This is a genomic window from Rhodococcus sp. MS13, assembly GCF_013277835.1.
Classification (GTDB): Bacteria; Actinomycetota; Actinomycetes; order Mycobacteriales; family Mycobacteriaceae; genus Rhodococcus_F; species Rhodococcus_F erythropolis.
Genome location: NZ_VBTL01000007.1, coordinates 453,906 through 470,894, shown reverse-complemented (window position 1 = coordinate 470,894; position 16,989 = coordinate 453,906). Strand labels below are relative to the sequence as shown.

Annotated in this window: 12 protein-coding genes, 2 tRNA genes and 1 riboswitch; of the genes, 3 read left to right on the top strand and 11 right to left on the bottom strand. The window is 63.7% G+C overall.

Annotated elements, in window-relative coordinates; genetic code table 11:
- Nucleotides 1–90 precede the first annotated feature (90 nt).
- A riboswitch (glycine riboswitch) is annotated at nucleotides 91–220 on the top strand.
- A 53-nt stretch (nucleotides 221–273) separates the two neighbouring features.
- On the top strand, nucleotides 274–3,132 hold the full coding sequence (gene gcvP / locus FEZ59_RS16235; protein WP_172932882.1) for an aminomethyl-transferring glycine dehydrogenase: 2,859 nt from the start codon (nucleotides 274–276) through the stop codon (nucleotides 3,130–3,132).
- Nucleotides 3,133–3,154: 22 nt separating this feature from the next.
- Here gcvP and FEZ59_RS16230 read toward each other — a convergent pair whose 3' ends face one another.
- The 8 genes from FEZ59_RS16230 to FEZ59_RS16195 form a co-directional block, all read right to left on the bottom strand.
- Entirely contained in the window at nucleotides 3,155–4,303 is a 1,149-nt protein-coding gene (locus tag FEZ59_RS16230) for a metallophosphoesterase (RefSeq protein WP_021344353.1), read from the bottom strand.
- Nucleotides 4,303–5,997, bottom strand: a complete 1,695-nt coding sequence (locus FEZ59_RS30415) for a VWA domain-containing protein (RefSeq protein WP_021344352.1) — start codon at nucleotides 5,995–5,997, stop codon at nucleotides 4,303–4,305. Before FEZ59_RS30415 ends, FEZ59_RS16230 begins: the two co-directional genes overlap by 1 nt.
- A 160-nt stretch (nucleotides 5,998–6,157) precedes the next feature.
- On the bottom strand, nucleotides 6,158–8,341 hold the full coding sequence (locus FEZ59_RS16220; RefSeq protein ID WP_019748551.1) for a malate synthase G: 2,184 nt from the start codon (nucleotides 8,339–8,341) through the stop codon (nucleotides 6,158–6,160).
- A gap of 152 nt (nucleotides 8,342–8,493) precedes the next feature.
- On the bottom strand, nucleotides 8,494–9,744 hold the full coding sequence (locus FEZ59_RS16215) for a saccharopine dehydrogenase NADP-binding domain-containing protein (protein WP_021344351.1): 1,251 nt from the start codon (nucleotides 9,742–9,744) through the stop codon (nucleotides 8,494–8,496).
- A 44-nt stretch (nucleotides 9,745–9,788) separates the two neighbouring features.
- Entirely contained in the window at nucleotides 9,789–10,220 is a 432-nt protein-coding gene (locus FEZ59_RS16210) for a universal stress protein (protein WP_021344350.1), read from the bottom strand.
- A gap of 157 nt (nucleotides 10,221–10,377) precedes the next feature.
- The gene (locus tag FEZ59_RS16205; protein ID WP_242459822.1) at nucleotides 10,378–11,919 is read right to left on the bottom strand and encodes an SDR family NAD(P)-dependent oxidoreductase; all 1,542 of its coding nucleotides are present in this window, start codon (nucleotides 11,917–11,919) and stop codon (nucleotides 10,378–10,380) included.
- 108 nt (nucleotides 11,920–12,027) lie between these two features.
- A tRNA-Leu gene (locus FEZ59_RS16200) sits at nucleotides 12,028–12,113 on the bottom strand.
- Nucleotides 12,114–12,275: 162 nt separating this feature from the next.
- Nucleotides 12,276–12,361: transfer RNA gene (locus tag FEZ59_RS16195), tRNA-Leu, on the bottom strand.
- 118 nt (nucleotides 12,362–12,479) lie between these two features.
- Here FEZ59_RS16195 and FEZ59_RS16190 point away from each other — a divergent pair.
- Both FEZ59_RS16190 and FEZ59_RS16185 read left to right on the top strand, forming a co-directional pair.
- Nucleotides 12,480–13,832, top strand: a complete 1,353-nt coding sequence (locus tag FEZ59_RS16190) for a M20/M25/M40 family metallo-hydrolase (RefSeq protein ID WP_003946170.1) — start codon at nucleotides 12,480–12,482, stop codon at nucleotides 13,830–13,832.
- A 65-nt stretch (nucleotides 13,833–13,897) separates the two neighbouring features.
- Nucleotides 13,898–14,434, top strand: a complete 537-nt coding sequence (locus FEZ59_RS16185; protein ID WP_007733394.1) for a YbhB/YbcL family Raf kinase inhibitor-like protein — start codon at nucleotides 13,898–13,900, stop codon at nucleotides 14,432–14,434.
- A gap of 58 nt (nucleotides 14,435–14,492) precedes the next feature.
- Here FEZ59_RS16185 and FEZ59_RS16180 read toward each other — a convergent pair whose 3' ends face one another.
- The 3 genes from FEZ59_RS16180 to FEZ59_RS16170 form a co-directional block, all read right to left on the bottom strand.
- Nucleotides 14,493–15,563 carry a quinone-dependent dihydroorotate dehydrogenase gene (locus FEZ59_RS16180; RefSeq protein ID WP_046378589.1) on the bottom strand — a complete coding sequence of 357 codons (1,071 nt, stop codon included), beginning with the start codon at nucleotides 15,561–15,563 and terminating at the stop codon, nucleotides 14,493–14,495.
- Nucleotides 15,564–15,638: 75 nt separating this feature from the next.
- Nucleotides 15,639–15,887, bottom strand: a complete 249-nt coding sequence (locus FEZ59_RS16175; RefSeq protein WP_003946171.1) for a DUF5703 family protein — start codon at nucleotides 15,885–15,887, stop codon at nucleotides 15,639–15,641.
- Nucleotides 15,887–16,912 (bottom strand): hypothetical protein, encoded by a 1,026-nt coding sequence (locus FEZ59_RS16170; protein ID WP_172932881.1) that lies wholly within the window; start codon nucleotides 16,910–16,912, stop codon nucleotides 15,887–15,889. The genes FEZ59_RS16175 and FEZ59_RS16170 overlap by 1 nt, the downstream gene beginning before the upstream one ends.
- Between the last annotated feature and the right edge of the window lie 77 nt (nucleotides 16,913–16,989).

Sequence of the window (16,989 nt, the reverse complement as noted above, 5' to 3'; positions counted from 1 at the left end):
TTGTCTCAAAGGTCAGTCGTGAGCGGGATCAGGGCGCCGAAGGAGCAATACCTCCCCGTCAATCTCTCAGGCACCAAGGACCGTACGGGCTCCGACGCCTCTGGAAAGCGGTGGGACAACCCACCCGCCGACGGGGAAAGGCTGTGGCTTCCGTCTATCGGCGGATCACTACCGAATCTCTCAGGCGCTCGGGAATCGAGCATGCGACAGAGGGGGAGGAACGCACCGCAGTTCGGTGTGTGTCCTGATCCTCCGATCTGTCTGGGAGTTGTCGTGATCGACGCTGCAAGCCGTATATTTGCCGACCGCCATGTCGGTCCGAACGCCGCGGAACTCGCGCGCATCCTCGAACTCGTCGGTGTCGATTCACTCGACGAACTGGCAACCAAGGCCGTTCCCTCCGTCATCCTCGACGCTGCCCCGAACGGCATCGCGGCCGGACTCGACGCTCTGCCGCTTCCGGTCGGAGAGCACGAGGCACTTGCCGAACTGACTGCACTCGCAGCCCAGAACACTGTCGCGACGTCGATGATCGGCCTCGGCTACTTCGACACGTTGACGCCGCCGGTGTTGTTGCGCAACATCATCGAGAACCCGGCCTGGTACACCGCGTACACCCCGTATCAGCCGGAGATCAGCCAGGGCCGCCTCGAAGCCCTCCTCAACTTCCAGACCATGGTCGCCGATCTCTCCGGCATGGAACTGGCCAACTCGTCGATGCTCGACGAGGCCACCGCCGCTGCCGAAGCCATGACGCTCCTGCGCCGCGCGAACCGCAGCAAGTCCCCACGCTTTGTCGTCGACGCGGACCTGTATCCGCAGACCCTCGCCGTCATCGAGACACGCGCCGAGCCGCTCGGCATCGAGATCGTCTCCGCAGATCTCACTGCCGGACTGCCCGAGGGTGATTTCTTCGGTGTCATCGCCCAGATCCCGGGCGCTTCGGGACGCGTCGTGGACTACACCTCGATCATCGCGGAAGCTCACGAGCGCGGCGCGCTAGTTGCCGTCGGCGCCGACCTTCTTGCGATGACGCTCATCACCTCGCCGGGTGAACTCGGTGCGGACGCGTGCTTCGGCACCACCCAGCGCTTCGGTGTTCCCATGGGGTACGGCGGACCGCACGCCGGTTACCTGGCCGTGCACTCCAAGCACGCGCGTCAGCTGCCCGGCCGTTTGGTCGGCGTCTCCATCGACGCCGACGGAGACAAGGCATACCGCCTCGCGCTGCAGACACGTGAGCAGCACATTCGCCGTGAGAAGGCGACGTCCAACATCTGTACCGCGCAGGTGCTCCTCGCGATCCTCGCTGCGATGTACGCGAGTTACCACGGCGCCGAGGGGCTCAAGGCGATTGCGTTGCGCGTCGCTGCCCGCGCACACGCGTTGGCAAACGGCCTGCGCGAGGGCGGCGTGGCCGTAGTCCACGATTCGTTCTTCGACACTGTGCTGGCTCAGGTTCCGGGTAAGGCGGCCAGCGTTGTCGCTGCGGCCAAGGAATCCGGGATCAACCTGCGTCTGGTCGATGCCGATCATGTCGGTATCTCCTGCGACGAGGCCACCACCGCCGACCACGTCCTTGCCGTGCTCGACGCGTTCGGGATCGAGGATGCTGTTGTCGCCATCGAAGCCGAGGGCAATTCGGTTCCGGCTGCTCAGGAGCGCACCTCCGACTACCTGCAGCACGAAGCCTTCACCCGTTACCGTACGGAAACGGCAATGCTTCGCTACCTGCGCGCGCTCTCCGACAAGGACATCGCCCTCGATCGCAGCATGATCCCGCTGGGTTCGTGCACCATGAAGCTCAATGCGACCGCCGAGATGGAATCCATCACCTGGCCCGCGTTCAACGCGATCCATCCGTTCGCGCCCACGTCGGATGCACCCGGTCTGCTGAAGATCATCAAGGATCTCGAAGACTGGCTGGTCGCGGTCACCGGCTATGACAACGTCAGCCTGCAACCCAACGCCGGCAGCCAGGGGGAGTACGCGGGCCTGCTCGCGATCCGCAACTACCACCTCAGCCGGGGCGACGACCACCGCGACACCTGCCTCATCCCGTCGAGTGCTCACGGCACCAACGCGGCGTCTGCCGTCATGGCCGGGATGCGCGTCGAGGTAGTCGCCTGCCGTCCCAACGGTGACGTCGACGTCGACGATCTGCGCGCGAAGATCGCCGATCACGCCGAGCGTCTCGCCGCGATCATGATCACCTACCCTTCAACACACGGTGTCTACGAGCATGAGATCTCCGACATCTGCGCAGCGGTACACGACGCCGGTGGCCAGGTGTACGTCGACGGCGCCAACCTCAATGCGCTTGTCGGCCTTGCCCGTCCGGGCCGATTTGGCGGCGACGTCAGCCACCTGAATCTGCACAAGACCTTCTGCATCCCGCACGGCGGCGGCGGACCCGGCGTCGGCCCGATCGGTGTGCGCTCACACTTGACGCCGTTTTTGCCCGGACACCCGATGGCCCCCGAACTCGGTGGTAGAGGAACGATCTCGGCAGCGCCGTACGGCAGTGCGTCCATTCTGCCCATCACCTGGACCTACATCCGGATGATGGGTGCTCAGGGCCTGCGCCGCGCCAGCCTGACCGCCATCGCGTCGGCCAACTACATCGCGCGTCGACTCGACGAGTACTTCCCGGTTCTCTACACCGGCGAGAACGGCATGGTCGCGCACGAGTGCATCCTCGACCTCCGTGGGTTGACCAAGGACACTGGCGTCACCGTCGACGACGTGGCAAAGCGTCTGGCCGACTACGGTTTCCATGCACCGACCATGAGCTTCCCCGTGGTCGGCACACTGATGGTCGAGCCCACCGAGAGCGAGAACCTCGAAGAGATCGACGAGTTCTGCGAGGCGATGATCGCTATTCGCGGCGAAATCGATCGCGTCGGCGCCGGCGAGTGGACGGTGGAGGACAACCCGCTACGCGGTGCTCCCCACACTGCCGGAAGCATTGCAGCGCAGTGGGATCACCCGTACTCGCGTGAGATCGCCGTCTTCCCGCGAGGCAAGGCTCGCCCGAAGGTGTGGCCGTCCGTGCGTCGTATCGACGGTGCACATGGCGACCGCAACCTGGTCTGCTCGTGCCCGCCGATCGAAGCGTTCGCAGGCAACTAAGGCGTGTGCCCGCCGGAGATCATCACCTCTCGCGTACGAGTTCGAGAACGGTGATCTCCGGCGTTGCGCCGACGCGTACCGGCGGGCCCCAAGCCCCGGCGCCACGCGTCGTGTACAGCACTGTGTTTCCGACCCTGTCCAAGCCTTGCACCGAAGGCTGCTGCAGCGGAACGAGATACCTCAGCGGCCACATCTGACCGCCGTGAGTGTGCCCGGACAGCTGCAGATCGATACCCATCTCGGACGCCTCGATCGCCTGACGCGGTTCGTGCGCGAGAAGCAAGGCGAAAGTATTCGGATCGCGACCTGCGAGCGCGGCAGTAAGGTTCGGCTCGTACGGGGCCGGCGACGTGTAGTCGTGGATGCCCACGATGTCGATGGTGTCGCCGTCATGCTTGATCGAGGCGCGACTGTTGCGAAGTGTGGTGATCCCCAATGTTTCCCACACGTCGAGCCATTTGCCACCGTCGTCCGCGTAGAACTCGTGGTTTCCGCTGACTCCGAAGATTCCGTCCGGCGCCTGAAGATCGGCGAGCGGAGCAAGATCGGGAGCAACTTTTGCGACGGTGCCGTCCACGAGATCGCCGCCGATCGCGATCAGATCGACATTCTGCGAGTTCACGATCTCGACCACCTTGCGGGTGAAGTCGACCCCGCGGGCCGGTCCCACGTGCAGGTCGGTGATCAAGGCGATCCGGTATCCGTTGAAGCCCTCAGGTAGGCGAGCAAGCGGCACGCGGACGCGTGAAATCTTGGGGCCCGACGCCTCGTAGACGCCGTAGCCGGCGGTGCCGATCGCCGCGAGAGTGACTGCTGCTGTAGCCAACTGCAACGTACGACGCTTGGCCGGGTCGACTTCGGTCGTGGTATCCGTGCGGCGTGCACGTAGTCGACTGATCCCGGCAAACAGCCCGATCACGAGCAGTCCGGGAATCAGGTACAGCCACGAAGCCAGCCAGACCCATCCGAGAAATCCGATCGGTCGCGCCCAGGACGTCGGGAAGATTTCGCCGCTGCCGACCCCGATGAGCGTCGAGACAGCCAAGACCACAAGCGCAGTGTCGGCAAGACGAGCCCATCGCCTCGGGATGCCGGTGGCGCGAACGAGTCGGCGGTGCAGGAACCAGGTCAGAAGGGCGAGAAGGACCGCAAAAACCGCGACGCGCCCCATCAGGACAGCATCTTGGTCACTGCGGCCGCGAGAGCGGGGTCGGACGTCGAATCGACGCGAACCAAGGTTCCGCCGGTCCGATCCGAGACGTCTTGGAGTGTGGAGACGTCGTCGCCCGCACCGACGACGATCACGTCGACCTGTACCGGACGCGACGGATTGCCCGCAGCGGCGATCGCGCTGAGCAGTTCGGCTCGCGTCGTGGTGGATTCGTCAGGTGTACTCGAGGTGATCAGCAGCACCGAGTTGACTCGTCCCGCGTCGAAACCGTCAACCGCGGCTTTGTACGAACTGGCAAGCGCCGGGTACTTGGAGGTCTTTCCGCCGGCTCGAAGCCCGTTGAGGAAATCGGTGATGGTGGCACGCCGATTCGGCTCGGACAGTGAACCGCCCGGAACCAGGATGCGCTCGGACGGTTTTCCGTCGGTGCCCGTGCTGAACTCGCGAAGGCCGATGTCCGAAGCGTCAGGGCTGCGACCCAATTGCGTGTTCACTGCCGCGGCAACGTTCGCCAAGCGGGTAGTGCCACCGTCGTCGGTACCCATCGACGCCGACGTGTCCATCAGGATGGTGGCACTACGCGGAGAGACCGGATTGGCGACGATGTCACCGAGCGCAGCTGCGGTTTCGGCCGAAGCCGGTTTCAACGTGGACGAGATCTTGGCCGGAGACACCGCACCGAGATCGGGAAGATCTTGACCCTCGACCCGGAAACCGGCGCCGACGAACAACTGTGACTGATTCGGCTCACGCATGAAATCGGCAAACTGCGCCGCTGCGCGCGAGGCAGTTTCGTCGATCCCGCTGCCCGAGACGATGACCGCCGGATAGTCCGCGACTGGCGTTGCGCCGGCGGGGGAGTACGTCGTCATCGCCGCGTTCGCGCTCTGCGCTATCGACTGTTCCGTGGCCGGAACGGCTTTCACCGAATCCGGTGTTCCGGCGCTCAGTGCTCCGAGGGCTTCGGCGGTGGACGTCGGGGGAGTCGGCAAGGATTGGAACTGCAATGCCCGCGCACTGAGCGCAGCGTTGACCTGCGCGGACTTCGCCTGATCCGTCGTGACCGGACCGGCACCCGCATCGGCGACGTCGGCAGCGATTGCCTGTGCGGCCATCGAGGTTTCGGTACTTCCGACCGGCAGGGCGACCGTCAGATCGGAAGGCAATGACTTCCAACTCGATGCTGCGCCGGCCAATGCTGCCGCGGTCTCGGGGCCGGTTGCCAGAACGATCGGGGAACTCGCGAGCGAGCGAGGATCACCGTTGATCACGGCCTTGCCCGCCAGCGGCGCGAGTTCGAACGAGCTCGTCGGGATCCACAGGGAGGGACGAGGTCCCAATGCTGCGTCGTCCCAGGATGCCGCCGGACCGGCTTCGAGTGCCGTCGAGACCGACGCGGACGGCGCACCGTGCACCACGACGGTGATGCAGTGATCGCGCACGACCGGAGAGGTCTGGGTGTACCGCTTGGCCAGTTCCTCGATCTGTGGGGCGATGGACGGATCCGCGGTGACGTCGAGTGTCTTGTTGCCTTCGACGCACGTACCTGCTGCCTGCTGGCCCTGATCGTCGATCCGGTTGCTGAGGGCCTTCCACCCGAAGAAGCCTGCAACGATCAAGACGATCAGCACGACGACGAGAATCGGCCCCTTGCTGATACCTCTGGCGCCTGACCCGCCGCGATGTTCGCCCACGTACCTTGCCCTACCTTGGTCACTCGAAGAATGTCTGCTGAACGGACTGTGTCCTCAGCCAGTCTAGTGACGAATCTTCGGGGCCTACGCGAACAGCCTCGACACCGGTTAGCGGTGCCGAGGCTGTTCGGGTTCAGCTTCGAGTTCGAAGAGGGTGAAATCAGGCGTTGGCAGCCTTGTACTCGCGGCGGCGGCGATGCAGGATCGGCTCCGTGTATCCGCTGGGCTGCTTCGCGCCTTCGAGGATGAGTTCCTTGGCAGCCTGGAACGCGATGTTGGAATCGAAATCAGGTGCCATGTTGCGGTACTCGGCGTCGCCCTCGTTCTGACGGTCGACAACCGGGGCCATGCGCTCGAGTGCACTGACAACGTCGCTCTCGCTGACGATGCCGTGACGCAGCCAGTTGGCGAGCAGCTGGCTCGAGATGCGCAGGGTGGCGCGGTCCTCCATGAGCGCGACATCGTGGATGTCGGGAACCTTGGAGCAGCCGACACCCGCGTCGATCCAGCGGACGACGTAGCCGAGGATGGACTGGCAGTTGTTGTCGAGCTCTTCCTTCTTCTCCGCGTCCGTCCAGTCGGTGCTGGGAGCGAGCGGGATGGTCAGGATGTCGTCGACGCTCGCACGCGGCTTGCCCTTCAGGCTGTCCTGAACAGCGAACACGTCGACGCGGTGGTAGTGCGTCGCGTGCAGCGTTGCGCCGGTCGGCGAAGGAACCCACGCGGTGTTGGCGCCGGCCTTGGGGTGGCCGATCTTCTGCTCGAGCATGTCTGCCATCAGCTCGGTCATGGCCCACATGCCCTTGCCGATCTGCGCCTTGCCCTGCAGGCCGCAGGCCAGTCCGGTGTCGACGTTCCAGTCCTCGTAGGCACCGATCCACTTCTGCTTCTTCATCTCGGCCTTGCGCACCATCGCGCCGGCTTCCATGGAGGTGTGGATCTCGTCGCCGGTGCGGTCGAGGAAGCCGGTGTTGATGAACACGACGCGGTCGACGGCTTCCTTGATGCAGGCAGCGAGGTTGACTGTCGTGCGACGCTCCTCGTCCATGATGCCGACCTTGAGCGTGTTCTCGGGAAGCCCGAGGACCTGCTCGACGCGGCCGAACAGTTCGGTGGTGAAGGCAACTTCCTCGGGGCCGTGCTGCTTGGGCTTGACGATGTAGATCGAGCCGGTGCGGCTGTTGTCGAGCGGGCCGTTGGCGTCACTGATCGAGAGGCCGTGCACTGCACAGGTGCTCGTGATCAAAGCGTCGAGAATGCCCTCGGGGACCTCGTTGCCGTCGGCATCGAGGATCGCGGGATTGGTCATGAGGTGACCGACGTTGCGGACGAACAGGAGCGAACGACCGTGCAGGCTGAGTTCGCTGCCGTCGACGGCGGTGTACTTACGGTCGCCGTTGAGCGTACGAGTGAAGGACTTGGCGCCCTTCTTGATCTCCTCGGACAGATCACCGCGATTGAGGCCCAACCAGTTCCGGTAACCGACAACCTTGTCGTCGGCGTCGACAGCGGCGACCGAGTCCTCGAAGTCCATGATCGTGGTGACGGCCGATTCGAGAACGACGTCCTTGACACCGGCGGCGTCGGTGCTGCCGATCGGGGAGGACGCGTCGATCTGGATCTCGGCGTGCAATCCGTTGTTGAGCAGCAGGATGCTCGTCGGTGCGTCCTTCTCGCCGAGGTAGCCGACGAACTTCTCCGGCTGGGCGAGGGTGGTGACCGTACCGTCTGCCAACGTGATCTTCAGTTCGCTGCCGTCGATCACGTACTTGGTCGAATCTGCATGCGACCCCGACGCGAGAGGTGCTGCCGCGTCGAGGAATTCACGCGCCCAGGCGATGACCTTGTCGCCGCGGACCTTGTTGTAGCCGGAACCCTTCTCGGCGCCGTTCTCCTCCGAGATGGCGTTGGTGCCGTACAGCGCGTCGTACAACGAACCCCAGCGGGCGTTGGACGCGTTGAGAGCGAAGCGCGCGTTGAGGATCGGCACGACCAACTGCGGGCCGGCCGTCGAGGTGATCTCAGTGTCGACGTTCGCGGTGGTGACCGAGAACTCGGCAGGCGTCGGCAAGAGGTAGCCGATCTCCTGCAGGAACGCCTTGTATGCGGCAGCGTCGATGGGAGCGCCGGCATGATCGCGATGCCACTGATCGATCTGAGCCTGCAGATCGTCACGCTTGGCAAGCAAATCGCGGTTCTTCGGTGCGAGCTCGGTGATGACCTTGTCGGCGCCGGCCCAGAACGTCTCGGCGTCTACACCGGTGCCGGGAAGAGCCTCCTCGACCACGAAGTCGTAGAGAACCTTGGCAACCTGAAGACTGCCGACCTGAACGCGCTCAGTCATGAATAGCCTCACTTTTCCGAAAGCGGAGCACCACATATGGATGCCATGAACCAACATCAATGTTACCTGGGAGTATTCCCACCGCTGTCCGCGCCCTGAGCTGCGATAATCGGGCGCGAAGAGCTGAAACGATCAAGTGAAATTCGTTCTGTCTAGAGTTTGCGCGCGGAAATCTCGAAACCGGCCTTGGTTAGACGCTCGACCAGGACGTCGCCGAGCGCTGTCGATGGAGTCAATACGCCGGTGGCCGCGGGGAGATCCTTGTGGTCCTTCGCCAATGACAACGCAGATTCGCCGAGCATTACCGCCGTCGCGCTGTATCCCGGGTCGCCCTTCGCCTTCACTCGTGAGGTGTATCGAGCGCCGGTCGTGGTCGTGGTGAACACATCGAGCGTGAAGTGCCCCTTCTTCTGGGTGCTCTCGCTCGGGCCCTCGCCGGGCGCAGGCAATACCTTGTCGAGAAGGAAACGCGTCGGAGGAAGAGCGAGTCCGGCGACCAGCGCGCCGAGGCCGACTGCGACACCGCCCGCGATTACCGGTGACACCACCGAGGAACCGACACTCATCACCTCGCTGTACTTGAACTTCTTGCCGTACGCCCACTCTCGGAGCGCATTGCTGCGACGGACGACTCGTGTGTTGTACGACGCCATCACGAACGGTGCCTTCCAACCCTTCAACGACGGATCGATCTTCTTGCCGTCGACCACGCTCACGTCGCTCTGTCGTCCGAGGTCGGGCTCCCGGTCACGATCGGGGCTCAATGAATACGGCGAGGCCGCGAGTTTCCGCAGGCGCGCATCGTCTTTCGACACGTCGATCTGATTGCGAAGCGAATCGATCGTGCCACCGCTCACGCCGCCGCGCAGCGCCGTGACCACCAGCGTTGTGTCGGTGAGCTCACCGGCGCCGTCGGCAGTGACCTTCTCGTGGAGGACGTGAACTCCGAGATCGGAAGGGATGGAATCGAATCCGCAGGAATGGACGATCTTTGCGCCGGTCGAGACCGCCAGCTCATGGTTGGCGTCGATGCTCTCGCGGTGGAACAGCACCTCACCGGTGAGGTCGACGTAATGAGTTCCGGCGGAGGCGCATTCGTGAACAAGGGTGTGACCGTACTTGGCGTACGGGCCGACCGTGGTGGCGACGACCCGAGTTCGCTGCGCGAGCGCCTTCAATGCGGTGGCGTCGTCGGCGTCGGCAATGATCAGGGGGAGATCGGCAGCGGCGGTACCCAGATCGGCGCGAGTGGCTGCCAACTTCTCGAGGGAGCGGCCACCGAGGCCGATTTTCGTGCCTTCGGGAGCATGTTTGACGAGGTAGTCGGCGAGTAGCTTTCCGACGAAGCCGCTCGCTCCGTAGACGATGATGTCGAGTTCTCGGGCGGGCGAGGTTCCAGTCATGGAGCCAGCCTACAAACGCGCACTCGAAAGTGATGTGACCGAGGTCACTCAACAGGGAGGGGTTCCTTGACGACGAGGATCGGAGCCTCCACTTCGAGCAGGAGACGCTGCAGTGGGCGTTCGAGGAGGAACTTGCCGATGGGGGACATCCGGCGTGTTCCGACGATCAGGAGATCGACACCCGCGCCGTGGACCAGGTTCACGAGCGCGGTCACCGGATCGCCGTCGTGCTCGGTGGTGCGCAGATCCCACTTCGTCTCCGAGAATCCACCGGCGTCGAGCGCTGACTGAATCTCGCCGCGAAGAGCGGCCCGATCGTCCTCGGTGTCTCCGGTGTCGGCCGTGTCCCCGATGTTGACATCGTCCAGGACGTGCAGAACCAGCAGTTCCTCGCTTCGACCCACGGATTCCCGTGCGGCGGCCACGATTGCGGCGCGGCCTTCCGGGCTGTCCTTGTGTACGACGGCGATCGTCATGGTTCCTCCGAGTCGGTGAGCAGGTTCGCAGTCCATTATCGCCTGCAATGCTGTGCCCTACCTGAATTGAGCTACTCGACACGGGGGTTTGGCGGTGACGAGATCGCCACATCGGGGCGCCTAGGTGCTGCCTGTCACCACTGCGGGGTGCCGCCCATCACCACGGCGAGGGTTTGTAATCCTTGAGGAAGCAGCCGTGCAGGTCGATACCCAGTTCGCCCTGAACGATGGGGTCGTAGACGCGGGCTGCACCGTCGACGAGGTCGAGTGGTGCGTGGAAACCTTCGTCGGCCAACCGCATCTTGGTGAAGTGCGGGCGTTCGTCGGTGATCCAGCCGGTGTCGACGGCGGTCATGAGGATGCCGTCGTCGAGCATTTCCTTGGAGCTGGTGCGGGTCAGCATGTTTAGTGCTGCCTTGGCCATGTTGGTGTGCGGGTGGCCAGGGCCCTTGTATGCGCGGCTGAACTGGCCTTCCATGGCGGAGACATTCACGACGTACTTGCGTCGCGCAGCTGCCGCGGCCATCGACGGGCGCAGGCGTGAAACGAGGATGAAGGGCGCGACCGAGTTGCAGAGCTGGACTTCGAGAAGCTCGATCGGATCGACTTCCTCGACGGTCTGGACCCAACTGTTGGTGTGCGCGAGGTCCGGCAGCAGCCCGCCGGCGTCGATGGCGATGCCTTGCTCGATGCGATCGGGTGAAGCCGACTTGGCGACGAGTGCGAGTGAACTGACCGCGTCGGCGGACAGATTTCCGGAGGTGATGCTTGCGACGTCCGACAGCGATCCGGCCAGAGCCGCGGGGTGGGCGTCGCTCGTCTGGCCGAAGGTCAGGACATCAGGGAGTTCACCGGCGGGTAGTGCTCCGGACTCGGCGTCAACCAGAGCGCCGTAGGCACCGGGGGAGCGTCGGACGGTCTGCGCGGCGTTGTTGATGAGGATGTCGAGCGGACCCTGTGCGGCAACGGAATCCGCGAGTGCAACAACCTGGGCGGGGTCGCGGAGGTCGATGCCGACGATGCGCAGACGGTGAATCCAGTCGTTGCTGTCTTCCATCGCCTTGAATCGGCGGATCGCGTCGTTGGGGAATCGCGTCGTGATGGTCAGATGTGCGCCGTCACGCAGCAGGCGCAGCGCGATGTACATACCGATCTTCGCGCGGCCGCCGGTCAGAAGTGCGCGTCGGCCGGTGAGATCAGTGCTCGCATCACGTTTGCTGCGGCTGGTGGCAGCGCACTCGGGGCACAGTTGGTGGTAGAAGGCGTCGACTGCGGTGTAGCGCTGCTTGCAGATGTAGCACGGTCGCGCCTTGATGAGCGTGCCGGCGGAAGCGCCGGCGGTGTTCGACTTGATCGGAATGCCTGCGGTCTCGTCGTCGATGCGATCGGGTGAACCTGTGGCAGTCGCGGCGACTACTTGGCGGTCCGCTTCGTTGACGGCTGCGCGCGAGGCGAGGCGTCGCTTCTTCTTGAGTCGCTTGAACAGATGGCCGACAGCGCGCTGCATGGTGATCGAATCGGGATGCTCGTCGTCGAGTTCGGCGGCTTCGGAAAGGACCTTCAGGCAGATTTCGAGTTCTGCGGGGTCGAGGCCGGTGAGTTCGGCTCGAGCAGATTCTGAATCGGCTGTTTCCAGCGAATCTGCCTGCAGTGCATCCGACTTCTTGGTGTCTGTATCCACTTCGAACTTCTGTTCCATCTCGATCGCCGCTCGCGCGGACTGTTCCCTGGTGCGGGAACTTCGCCAATTACGAGAAAAGCTCCGGTTCGATGAACCGGAGCTTTTCCTGTCTGTCTCAACACAGAGTGTCCGAGGGGGGACTTGAACCCCCACGTCCGTTAATAGGACACTAGCACCTCAAGCTAGCGCGTCTGCCATTCCGCCACTCGGACTCGGCCCCGATTTCTCGGTGCTGGGAAAGAGTATCCGATGCCATCGCCAGGTCCCAAATCGCCCCACTGCTGTGCGCCTTTATTAACCGCCGGGGGTTAATAAAGGCGCACAGCAAAAAGACCCCAACCTGATCAGGCTAGGGTCTTTCTGCTGTATTCGAGTGTCCGAGGGGGGACTTGAACCCCCACGTCCGTTAATAGGACACTAGCACCTCAAGCTAGCGCGTCTGCCATTCCGCCACTCGGACTCGGCCCCGATTTCTCGGTGCTGGGAAAGAGTATCCGATTAGGTCAGCTGCCCCAAATCGCCAGGTTGCGGGGCATTCCGGTCGCCCGCGTCGTTTGATTCGATGGTAGGAAAGTGGAATGACCACAACCCCGAATAATCCGAATCCGAGCAGAGCCGAAGCAGAAGTAGTCGAACTGGTCAGTTCTCTCATCCGCTTCGACACCTCGAACACGGGAGAACTCGAAACCACCAAGGGTGAGCGTGCGTGCGCGGAGTGGGTTGCCGCGCAGCTTCAAGAAGTCGGCTACGAGACGGAATACGTCGAGTCCGGTGCGCCCGGCCGCGGGAACGTCTTTGCTCGCTTGAAGGGAGCTGAGTCGGGTCGAGGTGCATTGATGCTTCACGGTCACCTCGACGTCGTTCCGGCCGAGCCCGCCGACTGGAGCGTCCATCCCTTTGCCGGCACCGTCCAGGACGGTTACGTCTGGGGGCGCGGCGCCGTGGACATGAAGGACATGGTCGGGATGATCCTGGCCCTCGCCAGACAGTTCAAGGCGGAAGGCGTCGTACCGCCGCGTGACCTGGTGTTCGCCTTCGTGGCGGACGAGGAAGCGGGCGGAAAGTACGGATGCCAGTGGCTGGTCGAGCACCGCCCGGATCTGTTCGAGGGAGTGACCGAAGCCGTCGGTGAGGTGGGCGGTTTCTCGCTGACGGTTCCGCGGCCGGACGGAACCGACCGACGGCTCTACCTCGTGGAGACTGCGGAAAAGGGCCTCGGTTGGATGCGTCTGACGGCCAAGGGACGTGCCGGGCACGGCTCCTTCCTCCACGACGACAACGCAGTCGCGACACTCGCCGGCGCGGTCTCGAGACTCGCTGCTCATCAGTTCCCGATCGTGATCTCGGATTCGGTTGCCGAGTTCCTTACCGCCGTCGGCGAAGAGACCGGATTGGACTTCGATCCGGGATCACCTGACATCGACGGGACTCTCGCGAAGTTGGGGACGATAGCCAACATCATCGGGGCGACGTTCCGTGACACGGCGAACCCGACGATGCTCAAGGCCGGATACAAGGCGAACGTCATTCCGCAGACTGCCGAGGCGGTCTTCGACTGCCGCGTGCTGCCGGGACGGCAGGCCGAATTTGAGCGCACGGTGGACCAGCTGATCGGCCCCGACGTGACCCGCGAGTGGATCACCAAGCTGGATTCGTACGAAACAACGTTCGACGGCCATCTCGTCGACGCCATGAACGAGGCGATCCTCGCCCACGATCCGGAGGCTCGCACAGTTCCGTACATGCTCTCCGGCGGAACCGACGCGAAGGCATTCGCGAAACTCGGCATTCGCTGCTTCGGCTTCGCACCTTTGCAGTTGCCGCCCGAGCTGGATTTCAGCGCGCTGTTCCACGGCGTCGACGAGCGAGTTCCGGTGGACGCACTACTGTTCGGGACACGTGTTCTGGAACATTTCCTGCTCAATTCCTGACGAGCACGTAGATAGATCCGTGAGCTCGACGCACATCGAGCTCTCTTGTCACAGAAAGGATTCGCATGGCGCACGATCCGTACGAACCATTGCCGAAGTTGCCGAGTTTCGAGCTGACCAGTGACGACATCACTGCGGGCCAGCCGCTGAAGCTTGCTCAGGCCAGTGGAGCCTTCGGAGTTCCCGGTGGCGAAGACATCTCACCGCAACTCTCGTGGTCCGGCTTTCCAGCCGAGACGAAGAGCTTCGTGGTGACGGTGTTCGATCCGGACGCACCGACGGCGTCAGGATTCTGGCACTGGGCCGTGGCGAACATCCCCGCTTCCGTCACCGAACTCCCGGCCGGTGCCGGCGCGGCGGACAGCGATGTCCTGCCTGCCGGAACCGTCACCCTCCGCCACGACGGTGGCGGGTTCGGTTTCATCGGCGCAGGCCCGCCTCCCGGGCACGGTCCGCATCGCTACATCGTGGCGGTGCATGCCCTCGACGTGGAGACGCTCGACGGAGTCACCCCTGACTCGTCGCCGGCGTTCCTCGGTTTCAACGTGTTCCATCACGCGATCGCGCGTGCAACCCTGACCGGGACGTTCGAGGTCGAGTAATCACTTTGCTGTGCGCCTTTATTAACCGCGGGCGGTTAATAAAGGCGCACAGCAGTTTCTAGCGAGGGTTCTCAGCTCCCACAGCCTGGGCAATTGACGAGAAACCGGCTGCGCGGACCCGCTTGGCTATGCCCTTGTGGATGCTGCGAGCCCAGAACGGTCCGCCGTAGATGAAGCCGGTGTACCCCTGCACCAGCGTCGCGCCGGCGAGGATGCGCTCCCACGCCTGGTCGGCTGTCTCGATACCGCCGACCGAGATGATGGTCATCTTGTCGCCGACTCGGGCGTACAGGCGCCGGAGCACCTCGAGCGAGCGGTCGGCAACCGGTGCACCGGACAGCCCGCCAGCGCCGAGTGCAGCTACCTCGGCATCCGGGGTCTTCAAACCGTCGCGGCGGATCGTGGTGTTGGTCGCGACAATTCCGGCAAGCCCGAGCTCGACTGCCAGATCGGCGACAGCGTCGACGTCCTCGTCCGAGAGATCGGGCGCGATCTTCACCAGTACCGGCACGCTGACGGTGTCGAGCACGGCCTGCAGGATCGGGCGCAGAGATTCGACGGCCTGCAGATCACGGAGTCCGGGTGTGTTCGGCGAGCTGACATTCACGACCATGAAGTCGGCCAGCGGACCCAGAAGCTGTGCGCTGGCGGTGTAGTCGGCAGCGGCGTCGGCAGCTTCGACGATCTTGGTCTTGCCGATGTTGGCACCGATCGGCACCGTGACGCGGCGCTGTCGCAGGAAATTCGCCGCGTGACCAGCGCCGTGGTTGTTGAAGCCCATTCGGTTGATCAGAGCGCGGTCGGCCGGAAGTCGGAAGAGACGCGGCGCGGGGTTACCGGGCTGAGCTTGGGCCGTTACTGTTCCGACCTCGGCGAAACCGAATCCCAACGGGCCCCAGGCGTCGACTCCGGTGGCGTCCTTGTCGAATCCTGCGGCCAGACCGAGAGGTGCCGGGAACGTCAGACCGAAAGCCTGACTGCGCAGAACCGGGTCGTCGACGACAAGGACTTTTGCGACCAGCCAGCGAAGGGGAGCGAACCGTGTCACCAGTTTCATCGCGGTGAAGGCAATGTGGTGGATGCGTTCCGGTGGGACTCGGAACATCAGGCTCAGCAGCAGTTGGTACACGATTCTCCAGCTCTTCGATGGTGTGATTTTGTCAGCGGTTTCGATAGCGGCGGGTTCTGGTCGTCTGTTGAACGATCAGTGCTGAATGCCGTCCGGATCGGTCACGTGCAGCGGCGTCTTCTTTCGCTTGAGGAGCACGCGACGGCTGCCGTCGGGGTAGAGACGGACTCGGGAGAGTTCCCACCCGCCGAACTCGGCGGAGATCGCCAGGCGCATCGACGCCGTGACCCGCGAAACGTTCGGCGGTAGCCGGAGCGGCACGTAGTCGAACTTGTCGTCCGACGTCTCCCACTGCGCGGGGATCCCGCGCGTACGCTTTTCCATCAGTTCTCCCGTGACGGGATGACCTGCAGCCCGTCACCGGTTGCCGATCCGACGATCAGATTGCCGTTGGAAGAGTCTACGGCCAACGAATTCGGCTGTCGCACCGTCTTGAACCGTCCGGTCTCCACGGGGATGCCGGACGACAGATCGAAGCCGACCACTTCATTGGTCGCGGTCAGTGTCACCCACACCCGATCCGCGGTCTCGTCGTAGGCGACGGCGTATGGCGACTCGCCGACGGGGTAGCGCTGGTGCATCAGGAGCGGATCGGCCGTGAAGACGAGCAGTTCGTCGCCGGTGGTGTCGGTGACAAGGATGCGTCCGAAGCGATCGGTGGCCAGATGAGTTGCGCCTTCACCGGCGCGGAGAGCGACGCCGAGTTTGCCGTCTTCGAGATTGATCGCCGTCAGCGAGGTCTGACGGTGATCGAGGGCGCTCAGGTTGTCGCCGGTCACCGCAAGTTCGTCGACGGATGCAAACCCCGAAACCGTCTGTGACTGATCGGTCTTCGGGTCGACGATGTGAACTGAACCATTGTCCGTGCCGATCGCGATGCGGCCGTCGGTCAGCTCGACCGCGGAGTTCGCCTGGCCGTCGACCGGTATGGACGTCTGTTCGCCCGATGTCAGATTCAGCTTCACTACCTGGCGATCCATCGCCAGCAGAGCGCTACCGTCGGAGCCGATCGAAACGTCGCGTACGTCTGAATCCAGAGCTATCGGACGACCTGCGGAGGCGGGGTCGGCGCCGGCCAAACTGTCCGAAGGAACGACCAGCACCGATCGTGGGTCGTTGGCAACCAGAACAGCGCTGCGCGTGATCGGGTCGAATGTGATGGAATCGATCAGACCTGAATACGGGTGAACCACGCCGTCCGGGGTGCTGGTGGTGGCCGGTGAGACCGCTGCCGTAGCGGGATCGATCGTGATGAGGTCGTCTCGGCCATCTCCGGAAGAACATCCTGTGACCAGCAGAACCGCCGCCCCCATTGCTGCTGCAGTGGTGCGGATCCCTAGGCGAGCCATGTGTAGTTCCTCTTTTTCTTGTCATCTGTTCTTCACGCAGTGCGACTGTCATCGATCATCCCTGATCGCAGTCGGGC

Excerpts from the sequence above, each read along its gene's own strand:
- FEZ59_RS16230 (WP_021344353.1), bottom strand. The coding sequence starts at position 4,303 with ATGGGGCGCGTCGCGGTTTTTGCGGTCCTTCTCGCCCTTCTGACCTGG.
- FEZ59_RS16220 (WP_019748551.1), bottom strand. The coding sequence starts at position 8,341 with ATGACTGAGCGCGTTCAGGTCGGCAGTCTTCAGGTTGCCAAGGTTCTC.
- FEZ59_RS16215 (WP_021344351.1), bottom strand. The coding sequence starts at position 9,744 with ATGACTGGAACCTCGCCCGCCCGAGAACTCGACATCATCGTCTACGGA.
- FEZ59_RS16210 (WP_021344350.1), bottom strand. The coding sequence starts at position 10,220 with ATGACGATCGCCGTCGTACACAAGGACAGCCCGGAAGGCCGCGCCGCA.
- FEZ59_RS16205 (WP_242459822.1), bottom strand. The coding sequence starts at position 11,919 with ATGGAACAGAAGTTCGAAGTGGATACAGACACCAAGAAGTCGGATGCA.
- FEZ59_RS16190 (WP_003946170.1), top strand. The coding sequence starts at position 12,480 with ATGACCACAACCCCGAATAATCCGAATCCGAGCAGAGCCGAAGCAGAA.
- FEZ59_RS16185 (WP_007733394.1), top strand. The coding sequence starts at position 13,898 with ATGGCGCACGATCCGTACGAACCATTGCCGAAGTTGCCGAGTTTCGAG.
- FEZ59_RS16175 (WP_003946171.1), bottom strand. The coding sequence starts at position 15,887 with ATGGAAAAGCGTACGCGCGGGATCCCCGCGCAGTGGGAGACGTCGGAC.
- FEZ59_RS16170 (WP_172932881.1), bottom strand. The coding sequence starts at position 16,912 with ATGGCTCGCCTAGGGATCCGCACCACTGCAGCAGCAATGGGGGCGGCG.